The sequence below is a fragment of the Bradyrhizobium sp. genome (genome assembly GCF_019244115.1).
Classification (GTDB): domain Bacteria; phylum Pseudomonadota; class Alphaproteobacteria; order Rhizobiales; family Xanthobacteraceae; genus Bradyrhizobium.
Map to the genome: position 1 here is coordinate 1 of NZ_JAFATE010000435.1, position 14,805 is coordinate 14,805.

A 14,805-nucleotide genomic window follows, 5' to 3' on the forward strand; every position below is an offset into this window, starting at 1 on the left:
AACAGCATGCTGATCCTCGATACCGAGGCCCGCTATCGCCTGCCCAACACCGGACTGGAGCTGCGGGCCGAGTACGCCTATGTCCGCTTCGGCAACCCGGAAAACCTGCGTGCCAACAACGACAGCCTCGACGACAACAATGTCGGCAAGGACATGTTTGGCTATTCGGGCGAGATCGCCTATCACATCCCGATGGGCAACATTCTCGGCAGCGACTGGGAGGCTGTGCCGTTCTATCGCTACACCCGCCAGAACCTGCAGACCGGCGCCGTCTTTGGCATCGACCCCGTCAATGGCTTCAACAATCCGACCGGCCACGGCGACACGACGTTTCATGACATCGGCGTCGCCGTGTTCCCCAATCCGAGCCTGGTGTTCAAGCTGAACTACACGAAGATCACCGACAAGAGCGTCACCGGCCCGCAGAACGATCAGGTTCTCGGCGGCGTCGGCTGGCTCTGGTAACGGCTTGAGGCAATCAGATGCCGCGGCCAGAACGGCCGCGGCAGCTCCTTCAGGCGGCAAATTTGGCGGCCGGAAGGCGAGAGGTTTTGGATGACGCTCGCAAGAGCCGCTGGGACGGCCAGCTCGGGCAACCTGTACCTGGCGCGCGAATCAAGCGCGCACGCTTTGCATACGGGTCAATGGTCTGAGAGCACCAATCCCCGGCTATGATGACCGGTTTTCGCTTGCGCGCGCCCTTGGGCTCGCGGAAAATTCCTGGCGTCGTCCAGCCCGGGCGACGGCAAACGAACCGCAAGGGAAGCAGAGATGATATCCGCTCTGATCGGCGTCCTCATCATCATCGTGGTCGGAGCGATCTGCTTCTGGGCGATCGACCGCTTTGCCAACGATCGCCGGCTCGCCCAGCTGCTCAAGCTGCTGGTGGTGCTGATCTGTCTCGGCGCAATCCTGCAGCGGATTTTGCCGCTGGCCGGCGTCTACTACTAAGGCTGGCACCCGGAGCGAGACCGGCGTTCATTTCGATCCGCTCGATCCGGCAGGTGCGCTCGAGCCGGTGCCCCACAGATGGCTTCTGAGGAACTCGATCGCGCCAGAGGGTTTTGAGTTTTCGGGTGGCGCTGCATCGGCCGCGGAGGTCTGCGGCGCCGGCCGCGCCGTTCGCAAGCGATGGTGCTTGATCCGGCTGTGGGCGTGACGGACGGTGTGCTGGCGGTCCGACGCAGCGTCCGCATCGGCGCCGCTGACGGTGATCGTGATCTTCTTGGAGACGACGGGCGGGTCGAAGTTGAAGTGCTTGCCGTCGCTGAGCACGAGCTGCAGCGTATGCCTGCCGGGGGGCAGTTCGATCAGCGCTTCGGTCTCGCCGGCGCCATAGTGAAGATGCTTCCTGTCCTGCGGGATCGGCTCGCCGGGGTCGATCGGCTCGTCGGCGTCGATCAGCAGATGATGATGGCCGCTGTTGGCAAAATTGTCGCCGGCATGGCTGACGCCCATGTTGCGCAGGCCGAAGCGGCACCAGAACGCCCCCTTCACCGTGTCGCCGTCGGACGGCGAAATGATGTAGAGGTAGGCGTCCTTCGGCGACGGCGTCCCCTGCGCCCATACGAGGCCAGGCGACAGCATCAGCGCGACCACGAGCGCTACCGATCCAAGGTTCTTGACGCGCGCGATAAGAGATCCTTTCAGGGACGTCAGGCCAAGAGGCGGTGAAATCGGATGTTTGCTTGTACCCATGACTTTCCAGTTGGCAAATGATCTTGTGGCTATGTTTGTTGAATGTCTAGAAAGGGGACCGCACAGTCGATCGGCGCGTCCTAAAGCGCGGTGGGATCAAGTTAATCGCCGTCGCGCTTCAGATTCTTGATTGCGCATGATCTCTTCGGAAAACCGCTGCACACTTTTCCGGATCATGCGCTAAAGTCCCTCTAGCGAGAGCGCGACACGGAAGCCATGCGTCGGATATCTGACGCGTGCGTCGTAGTGATCGCGGCTCCCGGCGCGCACATAGCTCGCATCGTTCTTCCACGAGCCCGAGCGAATGACGCGCGCAAAACCGTCCTCATCGACCCAGGCCGAGCCATCGGCCGGCGCTCCCTGGTAGCTCCTGTGCCAGGAGTCGGCGACCCACTGGTCGACGCAGCCGCCCATGTCGAACAGGCCAAAGGGATTGGCGTTAAAGCCGCCAACCTTCATGAGCTGCGCGGGCTCGCCGGTGTCGTTGCATCCTTTGCAATTGGCCATGCCGGGGCGCATCTGGTCGCCCCACCAGAACCTGGTCGATTTTCCGCCGCGCGCCGCATATTCCCATTCCGCCTCGGTCGGCAGCCGAAACGGCTTGCCGACGACCTTCGAGAGCCACGCCAGATAGGCCTTCGCGTCGTCGTAGCTCACATTGGAGACCGGGTTGTCATCCGCGCCAGTCGCCAGCTCGGCGGCGCAGGCCTGGTCAGCCACGCACTCCTTCCACTCGCCAATCGTGACGGGAAACTTGCCGAGCGCAAACGGTTTTACGGTGACCTGATGGACCGGAAGCTCCGCCACCTCCACCCCGCCCATCGCGAACGTTCCGCCGGGAATCATCACGAGGTCAGGCAGGTGCACCTTCTCCGCTGACGGAGTGGGAGATGCATTCGGAGCGGCAGCTGCGGCCGGCGCAGACTCTGCTGGCGACGTGGCATCTGCCGCCATCGCGGCGTCTTGTGCCGGCGACGGCGTCGGCGGCTCCGGTTCGACGGCCTGGCTCTGCGATGGATCTGACGACAGCGACCGCGTCACGGCACCCGTCGGTGCATCCCGCGACGGGACCGGAGCGGCCTCGGTCGCGGCCGAAGCGGGCTGCGACACAGAGGTGTCCGGCGCGGGCTGGACCGCGGCGGGACTTGGCGAGGCATCCGACGTCTCGGAAAACTGTTGCGCCGGCGGCGGTGGGGACGCCAGCTGTGGTTCTCGCAACAGCGCGAACCATCCACCCGCGACAACGATGGCCATTGCGCCGACGCCGATGGCAACACGGGCGCGGCTGACCCGCTGGCGCTCGGCCTTCACCGCTGCCGCACGAAGCCTGGCGGCCAGCTTCGTGTGCCCGTGCGCGTCCCAGATTTCAGCGCGGCCGCGCGCCTCGTCGGCCGAATAATACGTGCTCGAAACGCCGGGGATGCGGCAGACGACCTGGCCGCTGTCGCCATCGTCCCGAGGCGTCGCGATGACCTCGACGCTCTCACAGCCGGCATCGAGCGAGCGCTTCAGGGAGCTGCACATCATCAGCAGCAGCCCACCCTCGCCTTTGCCCCGACGCTCCTGGATCTCGGGACATTCGACCTGCTCGTCGATCTGATCGAAGCTGGGCGGGCGCAAGGCGCTCATCGCCACGCGCACGATCCGGCCGCACCGCTCGCAGGGCACCGACTGCGTCACGGTGACCATCGGCGGATCGTCCCTACCCGCCGCGGGCGCGTGCAACCGCTCCAGTAGCTGATCCTCGATCGTCATGACGGGACCGCGGCACGGTGCCCTCGCCTGCTCATTGCCCCCAGGCGGCAAACGCGTCCTTGAACGCGCGCTCACCGTCCGCTCCCTTCTCGATCGCCAGAACCGCGCGGCTGCCACCGCTATACACGATCGGAATGTCGAACCACTCCTTGCCCTTGAGCAGCAGGACGTTCCGCTTCATGTCCACATCGCCGGCGGACAGCGCGATCATGAAATATTTGGGCGTCACCTTTGCAGTCATTGCCGACAGCGGAGCGCCACGTCCCGACTCGACGGCCTTCATGGTGACGCCCTTGAGCGTATCGACCCCGCTGTGCGCGGTTTCGTCCGGCCAGTTGAACTTGACCTCCATGATGTGGCTCGCCGGCATCTCGCTGTCGACGTTGCGGCGCAGCGACAAGGTCGCGTTCATCTGCTTGTCGATTTCGACATCGCCCTTGACCGAAGCCGGCACCGACCCGGCGCCAGGCTCGAGGTGCCAGGTCACGGTGCCAAAATAGCGCTTGCCGTGTGGATCGACCGGATCCTCCTGGTACAGCACCGCGTGCGAGACGATCGTCTCGCCCGTGGCTGCGCCGGTCGTGACCGTGCTGGCCGCGCCGTCGCCGGCGTTGGCTTCCCTGACTTCAGGCGTGATCCGATCGGCCGTCACCTTGCGCGGCGCGGTCTCGCCGGGCAGCGCCGCGGCCGGGGAAGCCGCAGTCCAGACCGGGAGGCGGGTCAGTGCCGTCTGCCAGGACGTCGGAAGGCTAGTCATGGCCGGCTGCCAATAGATCGACGCGCCAACCATCGCGATCGCGACGACCGCGGCCGCGGCCATCAGGTGCCGGCCGAGCAGGCGCCGCTGGCGTTTCGGAGTTTCATCAACCGGAGGCCGCCGATGCGGCGCGAACGGCGGCGGATCGATGCTGGCAAGCTCGGGCGACAAGTCGATTTCGATGCGCGGCTCCGTCTTGTCGGAGGGCGCGGCTTTTTCGGTGAGCGCGCTCACCACGGCCGCGACCGCCAGGGCGTCCACGGCTCCCGGCGCGGCGCGATCGCCAACCTTGCGCAGCTCGGTTTCCGCGCCGGCGACCGGCGCAGCAGGCTCCAGCCAGGGCAGCGCGGCCGCAGCCGATATGTCAGGCGATGCACCCGCAGGGGCGCGCCCGTCGGCGCCATCGCGCGCGAGCCAGCGCGGCACGCGAACCTCGCTGTCGAGCCCGGTCCCGCCTGCCCGGCCGCCGAGCCATTGCGGCGGGCCGTCGATCACGATGGCCGGTTCGGCGCTGCTCTCTGCCCTCGCGCGGCGGGCGAGCGACAGGCTCTCGGCCACTGTCGCGATCTCGTCCTCTAGCGTATAGGCTACGCGCGTCGCGCTCGCGGGCTGCGACAGCCGTCCGTCCGCGGAGCCGGCCATCGCCCAGTTCGGCGACGGCTCGCCGAAAGCCGGCGTGCGCGATTCTGCCGCCTGCGCCGGCAAGGCGGTGGTCGACAGAACCGCGGAATCGGCGCGGCGAACGTGCTCCCTGAGCCTGATCATCCGGTCGGGGAACAGCACCTTGACGAGATCGCAGAGCGCCGCACCCGGCAGCAGGAACTGGCGAATGGCCGGCGGAATGCGGCGCAGCAGGTCATGCTCGATCGGTTCGATGTCGCGGCCACCGAGGTCGATCAGCTGGCCGGTTTGCCGATCCTCGTCGGTGACGAGAACCTTGCGGCCCCTGAGCATCGTCGTGAGCTCGCGCAGGTCGGACTGCGAGGCATCGTCGATGACCACGAGATCGAAGGCGCCGAGCCGCGCCGGCACCTGCTCGGCGACGCGCCAGGCCGGCATGATCTGGCACGGGATGCCCTCATAACAGCTCTCGAGCGCCTCGCGCGCCACCAGGCGAAGCCGGCACGCGGTCGGACCGGAGCAGGTCGCCGCCATCTTTCGCAGCGTGATCATGAAGACGGTGAGCGCCTGCCGCACCGCCTGGCTGGTGTTCTGCGCAAAGCCGAGATGCATCCGCGCTCCGACCACCTGCTCGAACAGCTCGCGCAGCCGCGCCTCCAGCGCGAGGCGCTCGTCTGAGAGATCGCGCAGGCGCTGATGCTGGCCGAGACCTTCGGTCTGCCGCATCAGCACCGCCCAATTCCAGGCCATCAGCCAGTCCGCGACCAGCACCGGATCGCCGGTCTCGCGATGCGCCGGCTCGGTTCGCAGCCGCTTGGCGAACGCGCCCGCCCCGGCCTCGGTCATGGTCCGGGACACCGCGTCGAGCAGTTCAAAGTCCTCGCGGCGATCGCGCAACGACTGGATTCGGGCGCGAACGCCGATCCAGCGCTTTTCGATCTCGCGGGAGTCCAAATCGTCGCGGCCCATTTGCGAGAGCACATCCGAGCGCACCATGGTCGCGATCGCGCCATTGCCGGGAAACAGCTCATCCAGCCGCGTCAGCTCGAAACGCTGGTCGGCGATGCGGCTGGCCCCGCCCCTGACGGCAGCGGCGAAGGCGGCAAGCCGCCGGGGGCTCGCGAGCAACTCGGCGATCTCGCCGTCCGGCATCGACAGTTTCGGGCCGATCGCCAGCAGATTGCGCCTGGCAAGCGCGGCGGTCACGACCGCCACTTCGACGCTCTTGGCGACGCGCTCAAGACCATGGAACGAGTGCGACTGATCCGCATCGAGCGCGGGTGCAGCGATCTCCGCAGCCAGCGACCGCCATCGGGCATTCAGTGAATGCAAGTCGCGCCGCCAGGCCAGATAGTCGCGAACATGGGACCAGTCGGCCGCAGCCTTCGGCGCAAAACCCGCCACCTTGATCGCATCCACGACCGGCTTTTGCGCGCGCCCCGCCCGGGAGAACGTCGCAAAAGGCTTTTCGCCGGCAGACAGCCGCTCGACGATCCCGATGAGCTCCTGGTTGGCGAAAGCGTCCGCGGGCGCCTCCACCGGGCGGGTCAGGAAGCCGGCACGCTTCGACAGCTGGGCCGACGCATCGCGGGCAAAATCGACGACCATGTCGACATCGGCCGAGGCCGTGCCGGCCTTGGGACCGAGCGGCGACAGCGCCGCGAGCCATGCTTCGTCGGCAATCACCCGGTGCGCGGCAACCAGCGCGTCGAGATCGGCGGCCAGCTTGTCGGCCCCCTCCAATCCGAGCGCCGCAACTGCATTGCGGGCCATGCGGCCGTCGCGGCTCTCGCCCGAGATCGGCTCGGCGGTCCGCCTGCGATCCTCGTGCAGACGCATCAGCACCGCGGCGTCCGGAAGCGTCGCGATCTCCGGCGGCTTCTCGTCGATGTATTTGAGCTCGCCGCCAAGCCGCAGCCGCGCCTCGCGGGCCAGCTGGACTGCCGAAACCAGGGCGTCGCTCTCGGCCAGGATGCGCGTCGGCCGGTCGCTGAACCAGGCATACGCATCGCGATCGGTGATCAACGTCTTGACCGCATCGAACGACAGGTCGGCGGCGCCGGACGGATGCTGCAGATTGCGGCTGGCGATGTCGGCAATCTCGTCGTCGAGACGCGAGATGTCCTGACTGGTCACGATGATGTCGCGTTCCAGCCGATTGACCTGATCGACCTGGTCGCGCAGGTTCATGCTCTCGACGATCGACAGCAGCCGTCCCACCACGGTCTCGGCGTGCTTGAGCACCTCCTTGTCGGAGCCGGTCAGGTTGACCGTGAGATCGCGGATCGCGCGCGGCAGCTTTTCGAACAGCTGCGCAAGCGCAGCCTCGTTGCGCGACACGACGAGAACGCGCAACCCGAGCGCGAGATGATGGCACACGACATTGGCGATCGCCGCGGTCCGCTCGGCGCCACGCGCCCCCTGGACCACGAGGCCGTCCGAGCGCTGCAACTGGCGCACCATCTCCATCTGGTCGGAGCTGGTCGGCAAGGGAAAAAAGAGATCGCCCTGATCGGCGGCTGCGACCTGCGCGGCCGGCGCGATGTCGATCGGATGGCCGATGACGCCGGACAACTGCCGGCGCAGGCCGTCCTTGGCATCGTGCTCGGGCCCGGCAAGCAGAACGTCGGCCACGGCGGACAGGCAGCACTCGCCATTGGACGAGTTCTTGGAGTTCTTGGGCGCGTGCTCGATCGCCTGCTTCAAGCGGTCGATGTCGCGCAGCACCAGGCCGTCCGAGCGCGGCCGCGCAAAGACCACCCAGCGATCGGTCACGACCAGCTGCTCGCCCGCCTCCGGCAGCGGAAACGCCGCTTCGGTGACCGTCGGACGATAAGCCCCCTGCGGATCGAGCTGCGAGGAGATGGCGGTCAGGATCGGCTCAAAACTTGCCGGCAGGAATGGCGAAAGCTCGCCGCCGCGCTGGATCGCATCGAGCAGGCGTTCGGCGCTGTCGCGCGCCAGTTGCGCGGCAGCCGGCGCCAGCGCTTCAAAAGCCTTGAGATTGACCGTCGCACCGACCATGCGCGGCCGGATCCTGATCTCGGCATCGGGGCTTTCAAGCACCTCGATTTCGACCAGGCGTTCGAGCAGCGGCAGGTCGAGGTCGCGGCCGTTGTGCCGCCACCGCGACACGCCGATGCCCCACACGATCTCACAAGCCCGGTCGCTGCCGCCGATCCCGGACACGCGGGCCATCTCGCGCAGCCGGCGGTGAATGGCGATGGTCCTGCGGCACGGCCGCTCGGTCGTGGCCCAATTGGTCCAGGGACCTGCCACATAACGGTCGATGCGCTCGCCGAGATCGGGGCGCTGCTCCAGGCGCAATCGCATGTTCCAGAGGCCGGCGGACGCATCGTTTGCGATCGCCGGCGAGCAATCCTCCGAGCGCGCATGCGCCGCCGCGATCAGGCGATCCTTCTCCGCTCCATAAACGGTGATCAGGACGCTCTGGCGGACCAGCGGGCGCTGGTCGGGGTCTAAAGCCAGTTCGACCCAGATCGCGAGATCGGCATCGATCGCGGGCGGCTCGGTCGCGGCGAGCGGCTCGACGGCCAGCCACACCGGTCCGTCAGCGTCGAAGGTGTTGTGGGTGATGCCCGGCAGCTTCTCGAGTTCGTGCTGATGAAAGACAAAGCGGTGTCCACCCGCGAGCTGATGCTCCGGCAGGCGCTCCACCACGCGTCCGTCGTGCCGGATGATCTCGGTCAAATAGCCAAGAACATTCTGTAACGGCCCGGTCGCGGGCTCTGACTGATGGGCATCGTTCATAGTGCCTCCCCGATGCTGGCGGCGAATAAGCGAACAAAACGGTTATCGATCGACGCGGGCACTAAGGGTCACGCAATACGGCGTAATGATGGGAGGGACATCGAAGGCAACTCAGATTCACACCAAAATGGAATATTCCGATTTGGAATCGTTTGAAGAAGCGCAGTCTTTTTCGCGCTCTCATCAGTTTGGAATTTCTTTAAGAAGCGCGATGTCGGCGGGATTCGACTGCCTTGATCGCAAGCGAAGCGTGTTCGCGCACGGTCGCACCACGTACCCGTTAGCGGACGACGCGGGGTCCTGCCGCAATCGCCGCCACAATCACTCGTGCTTTGTCGTTGAATCGCAGTGCGCGGTCCCAAACACGCCATCAGCGCAACGCAATTCATCGCGAGGCGCCTCGATCGCTGACGATGTGTGGCGTGGTTCGTTCGATGGCGCAGAACGCGATCGGATGCAGCTTCGCGCTGTAACCAGCGACGATGCACCTTCGCAATCTGCCGCTAGCGATAATCCGTAGACACTGCGGCCACTTGCCGCGCGCCGACTTGCGTCGGCACGATCGCATACGCCTGGCGCGAGATCGATGCACGACGAGCGCAACGCGCGGACTGCCCAAGTGCTGACACGCGAGCATCGCGTACGAGCCCAAGTATTGACATGCGGGACTTCTAGCGCCGAACGGACTCGTAATTGCGGGCGGGTCAACGTTCACGGCGACGCGGGTGGAGGGCCTTGCATGTCCGCGCGTCAAACATGGGGAGTCTAACTAATGGTCTTGAATAACTGCACGGGGGGGCGCGTTGACTGCATCGTGTCTTCACACGAGGGTGCTTCTGATATTGATGACGGCGCCCGCCGCCTGCGCGGACGCGGCCCCGTCCTGTCGTCGCTGCTGGCGGCCGTCTCGACGGTCGCGCTGAGCACCGGGGCAGCGCTTGCAGCCAGCGATACGCCGTCGCGCTCCGCCGACGAGTCGGCAGCCGTCAAGGCGCTGATGTCGAAGATCAATTCGATGGAGCAGCGCATCAACGATCTTCAGGTCGAGCTCAAGGAAGCGAAGGCCAAGTCGAAGACGCCCGGCGTCGGGCAGTCCGCATCGCTCGCCTCCCGCCATCCGACCGACACCGTGGCGATTGCCGATCCCAACGCGGCGAAGGCCGGCGGATCGGCTGGCGGCAAGCCTGCCGATACCGCACAGTCCGCGTCCGGATCCGCGCGCAACGCCATGGCGTTCGCCGAGTCCGGGGACACCAAGGCGAGCAGCTCGAAAACCGCCGACAACGCGCAGTCGGCCACGCCGGTGTCGCGGCTTGCATCAGCGTTCGCCGATTCCGATTCCGGGGCGAAATTCATTCCGGCGGCCGATATGAGCCTCAAGGCCCCGCCGCCCGGCAACAAGGACCTGTTCGGGGTCGCGCCATCCCCCGTCCCAGGGATGAAGATCGGCATGTACGGCGAGATCAAGTTCGGCTCGATGCAGAATCCCGCCGCCAACGGCCAGTGGCAGAACGGTTTCGACATGGGCCGCCTGGTGCTGCTGCCGACCTATCAGGTCAACGACAACATCACCTTCAATGCCGAGCTCGAATGGGAGCACGGCGGCAGCGCGTTCGACAATGACGACAAGCTGCATGGCGCGGTCGAGGTCGAGCAGGCCTTCTTCGACATCAAGTTCAACGACTACTTCACCCTGCGCTCGCCGGGCGTCGATCTGGTGCCGATCTCGTTCAACAACCTCTACCACGAGCCCACGCTGTTCTACAGCGTGCAGCGGCCCGAACTCGCCAACGGCCTGATCCCGACCACCTGGTACGCGCCCGCGGCCGGCTTCTATGGCAAGATCGTCGATGGCTTGAACTACCAGTTCCAGATCAGCCAGAGCGCCGAGGACTTTGGCGACGATTTCGACCATCGCGGCGACAACGGAGCCATTATTCCGGGCGGCTATCTGGCCGGCATCAATGGAGCCGACGCGCTCGGATTCTCGCACGCGCCGATCGGCGACTTCCGCCAGCTCAGCAACGAGATCGCCTATACCTTCCGCCTGAGCTACACGCCGTCGTTCCTGCCCGGCTTCGCCGGCAGTTCGGCGGTGTACTACTCGCCGAACATCACGCCACGCGGCGCCTATGCCACCGTGCCGGATGGCGCCGGCGGCGTCATAGAGACGCCGCTCGGCAAGAACGCGCTGACGATCTTCGATACCGAGGCCCGATACCGCGTGCCCAACACCGGTCTCGAGCTGCGCGCCGAATACGCCTATGTCAACTTCTCCAATCCGGAGAACCTGCGCGCCAACAACGATCTCGACGACGCCAACAATGTCGGCAAGAACATGTGGGGCTACTCGGGCGAAATCGCCTATCACTTCAAGGCGCCCAACGATTACGAAGTCGTGCCGTTCTATCGCTATACCCGCCAGAATCTGCAGACCGGCGGCGTCTTGGGCAACGACCTCGCCAACGGATTTAACAATCCGACGGGCAGCGGCGACATGACATTCCACGACGTCGGCGTCGCCGTGTTCCCCAATCCGAGCCTGGTGTTCAAGCTGAACTATACCAAGGTGATCGATCACAGCGCGGCGGGAGCGATGTCCGATCAGGTTCTCGCTGGGGTCGGCTGGCTCTGGTAACGACCTGATGAAACGAGGTGCCGCGGCCGAACAGCCGCGGCACCTCCAGCGGCGGCGCTTCGGCACTCGCGAGTCGGAAGGCGACGGCTTTCCGGCCGGCGATGCTTCATACCAAAAAACATATTCGGCAGATTGGGTGGGCGGGCGAGTGGTAGGAGTTGACGATTTCGGCCCGGGCAGGCTGCGGGGCCGCGGGCTCGCGGCGACGCTGGTCGTCTTGTCGATGGCGCTGGCGGCGTGCAATTCCGCGACCATCGGCAGCGACTCTAGCCGCAACGACGACGACGTGATCGGCAAGATCGGCCAGCTCGATCTTTCGCCGCGTTATCCGAAGCAGGTCCTCCCCGAACAGTCGCCGCAGGCGAGACGCGCCCGGGCCGAGATCTACGGCGGCGCCGACGACGCAAGAGAGGCGAGAGCCGAGGTCACCCAGGCGGCTCCGCTTCCCATCCAGCAGGTCGCAGCGCAGTCGCAGCAGGTCGGCAACGGGTTCGAACTGAATTTCGAGAACACCCCGGTTGCGACCGTCGCCAAGGTCGTGCTCGGCGACATTTTGGGCACCGGCTACACCATCGATCCGCGCATCCAGGGCACCGTCAGTCTGTCCTCGGTGCGCCCCGTTCCCAAATCCGACGTTCTGTATGTGCTCGAGAACGCGCTTCGCCTGTCGGGCACGGCGCTGGTCCGCGATGCCTCGGGCTATCGGCTGATTCCGCTTGGCGACGCGGTCGGCGCGGGCAATGTCGAGTCGGCCGGAGGCGCGGCAGAGCCCGGCTACGGCGTTTCGGTGGTGCCGCTGCAATATGTCTCGGCTCAGACGCTTCTCAAGCTGCTGGACAGCTTTGCGCTCAAGCCGGGCACCGTGCGCGCCGATCCCGGCCGCAACCTCCTGCTGATCCAGGGCACGGGCGCCGAGCGCAAGACCGCGATCGATGCCGCGCTCAGCTTCGATGCGGACTGGATGCGCGGTCAATCGGTCGGGATCTTTCCCATCGTCAACGGCAATCCCGAGCCGATCGTCACCGAGCTCGAAAAGATCATGGACACCGGCGACAGCGGCCTCGGCCAGAACGTGGTCAAATTCCAGACCGTCAGCCGGATGAACGCCATCATGGTCATCTCCCGCAAGCCGGGACTGCTGCACACCGCGGAGACCTGGATCAAGCGGCTGGATGGTGCCAACTCGCTGCGAAACAGCGTTCACGTCTACCACGTCAAATATGGCGAGGCGCGCCAGATGGCGAAGGTGCTGAACGACATGTTCACCGGCAATTCGGGCAATGCGGACGCGGCGTCGAATGACCTCGCCCCCGGCTCGGGCGCATCATCGAGCTCGAGCATGGAACGGCTGTCGGCTGCCGGCACGCTGTCGCAGTCGAATGGTTTCGCAAGCCAGAGCCAGGCAAACCAGGGAACTAACGGCCTGGTCGCCAATCGCGGTTTTGGCGGGACACCACCCCCGACCCCGGTGAACCTCGACCAGAATTCGGATTCACGCAGTTCGTCCGCGAGCGGCAAGGCGCTGATGGAAGGCGTGCGGATCACGCCCGACGTCGTCAACAACACGCTACTGATCTATGCCGACCGGGAGAATTACCGGCTGATTGAAAGCACCTTGCGGCAGTGCGACCGTCCGCAGCTGCAGGTCGCGATCGACGCGACGATCGCCGAGGTCACGCTCAACGACACCTTGAGCTACGGCGTGCAGGCCTATCTGACCAGCAAAAACCTTGGCCTTGGGACCGACAAGGGATCGCTGCTCAACACTACCTCCACGTCGGCGCCGACCACCGTCGCCTCCGCGGCAGGGTCGATCACCAATGCCTTCCTGAACCGTGCCTTCCCCGGCTTCAACTTCCTGATTGGATCGGAATCCCAGCCGAGCGCAATCCTCGATGCCCTGCATACGGTGACCGACGTCAAGGTGCTGTCGAACCCCTCGCTGGTCGTGATCGACAACCAGGTCGCGACCTTGCAGGTCGGCGATCAGGTGCCGGTCTCGACCGGCAGCGCCACCGTGCTCACCACGAGCAACACCGTCGTCAACACGATCGACTATCGCAACACCGGAATCATCCTGCGCGTGGCGCCGCGGGTCAACGAGAACGGCAATGTCCGTCTCGAGATCGAGCAGGAGATCAGCAACGTCTCCCAGGCCACCGCCAACACCCTGACGCCGACGGTCGCCGAGCGCAAGGTGAAGAGCTCGGTTGCGGTGGCGAGCGGCCAGACCGTGCTGCTGGCCGGCCTGATCAGCGAGACCCATCAGGGCACGCGCAACGGCATTCCGGCCGTCGACCAGATTCCGGGTTTTGGGGACCTGTTCGCTCATAACGATCGCTCGCACGCACGGACCGAACTGATCATCTTCATCCGCCCGCAGATCATCCGCGACGGCACCGATGCCCACTACGTCGCCGAGGAACTGCGCTCGAAACTGCGCGGCACCATCAAGCCGGTGTCGACCAGCGCACTGCAGGGACCACGGGTGCAATGATGATGCGACGTCCGACGAGACTTTTGGTGCGCATGGCCCTGGCTGCCGGCCTCGCGGCGATCTCGCCGGCGACCGGCGGCTCACTGCGCGACGGCCAGGCGTCTTTTTCGCGCGGCGATTATATTCGGGCCGCGCGGCTGCTCGCACCGATCGCCCGGCGCGGCAATCCGCGCGCCATGACCATGCTGGGCTACATGTACGACAACGGTTTTGGGGTCCCGCAATCCTACGACGCCGCCGTCGAGCTCTACAGCGGCGCCGCCCAACGCGGCGACCCTATCGCGCAGCATCTGCTCGGCCTGATGTATGACAAGGGGCATGGCGTCGATCGGGACGACGTGCTGGCCTACAAATGGCTGAGCCTGGCCGCGGGCGCCGCGCCGTTCCGCGAGCGCGAACCTTATTTGCGTATTCGCAACGCCGTTGCCTCGAAGATGTCGCCCAATCAGATCGTCGAGGGCCAGCGGCTGGCGCTGGGCTGGCGAAGAAGCTGACGTTCACTTCGGACGTGCCATGAGCTGTAGTCCTCCTCTTCATCGATTTGCCGACCATCCCGACGGCGGCAATGCGTTGCCGCGGTTCGATGCTGATGTGTCCGGCGCTGCGCAGGACGATGGCGGAATGACGAGATCACCGGAGGCGGCCGATCTGTCGGCAGACGAGTTCGCCGACGAAATCGCCCGGCTGACTGGCTTGCCACGGATCCCATTGCCCGCGCTGCTGGCGGCCAAGCCGCTGGCCCGGCATTTTTCACGGCGCTTTCTTCGGGAGACGATGGTCTTCCCGTTTCAATCCGCCCAGCACAGGCCGTGCCTTGCGGTCACCGATCCCCGCGACACCGCGGCCGCACGAGCCGCGGAGCTGGTGTTCGGCGGCGCGATCGATATCGTGGTGGCCTCGTCCGAGGACATTGCCACCGCACTGAACCGCCTTGCGGGCGAGGACGAGGTCCAGGCGCGCGACGGTGGCGCGGACGAACCGCAACCTCGCGACGACGACATCGAGAGCCTGCGCGACCTCGCCAGCGGCGCGCCGGTCGTGCGTGCCGTCAACGATCTGTTCGAACTT

General features: G+C 65.7%; 7 protein-coding genes and 2 pseudogenes. 6 read left to right on the plus strand and 3 right to left on the minus strand.

From position 1 onward, the window contains the following. Both JOZ76_RS19210 and JOZ76_RS19215 read left to right on the plus strand, forming a co-directional pair. Positions 1-465: pseudogene (locus tag JOZ76_RS19210) on the plus strand (hypothetical protein); the annotation flags it as partial. A 306-nt stretch (positions 466-771) separates the two neighbouring features. Then, positions 772-951, plus strand: a complete 180-nt coding sequence (locus tag JOZ76_RS19215) for a hypothetical protein (RefSeq protein ID WP_291700828.1) — start codon at positions 772-774, stop codon at positions 949-951. A gap of 27 nt (positions 952-978) precedes the next feature. Here JOZ76_RS19215 and JOZ76_RS19220 read toward each other — a convergent pair whose 3' ends face one another. From JOZ76_RS19220 to JOZ76_RS19230, 3 genes are all read right to left on the minus strand, one after another. Then, on the minus strand, positions 979-1,587 hold the full coding sequence (locus tag JOZ76_RS19220) for a DUF4399 domain-containing protein (RefSeq protein ID WP_291700837.1): 609 nt from the start codon (positions 1,585-1,587) through the stop codon (positions 979-981). A 291-nt stretch (positions 1,588-1,878) separates the two neighbouring features. Next, complete coding sequence (locus JOZ76_RS19225) at positions 1,879-3,453, minus strand: SUMF1/EgtB/PvdO family nonheme iron enzyme (RefSeq protein WP_291700831.1); 1,575 nt, start codon at positions 3,451-3,453, stop codon at positions 1,879-1,881. Positions 3,454-3,484: 31 nt separating this feature from the next. Further along, positions 3,485-8,602, minus strand: coding sequence for a helicase (locus JOZ76_RS19230; RefSeq protein WP_291700833.1), 5,118 nt, complete (start codon positions 8,600-8,602; stop codon positions 3,485-3,487). A 772-nt stretch (positions 8,603-9,374) separates the two neighbouring features. Between JOZ76_RS19230 and JOZ76_RS19235 the strand changes: the two genes are divergently transcribed. The 4 genes and pseudogenes from JOZ76_RS19235 to JOZ76_RS19250 form a co-directional block, all read left to right on the plus strand. Beyond that, the gene (locus JOZ76_RS19235; protein WP_441300059.1) at positions 9,375-11,240 is read left to right on the plus strand and encodes a hypothetical protein; all 1,866 of its coding nucleotides are present in this window, start codon (positions 9,375-9,377) and stop codon (positions 11,238-11,240) included. A 136-nt stretch (positions 11,241-11,376) separates the two neighbouring features. Further along, positions 11,377-13,737, plus strand: coding sequence for a type II secretion system secretin GspD (gene gspD, locus JOZ76_RS19240; protein WP_291700835.1), 2,361 nt, complete (start codon positions 11,377-11,379; stop codon positions 13,735-13,737). A 32-nt stretch (positions 13,738-13,769) separates the two neighbouring features. After that, positions 13,770-14,231 (plus strand): tetratricopeptide repeat protein, encoded by a 462-nt coding sequence (locus JOZ76_RS19245; RefSeq protein WP_291700842.1) that lies wholly within the window; start codon positions 13,770-13,772, stop codon positions 14,229-14,231. 127 nt (positions 14,232-14,358) lie between these two features. Continuing rightward, positions 14,359-14,805 (plus strand): annotated as a pseudogene (locus tag JOZ76_RS19250) (type II/IV secretion system protein); the annotation flags it as partial.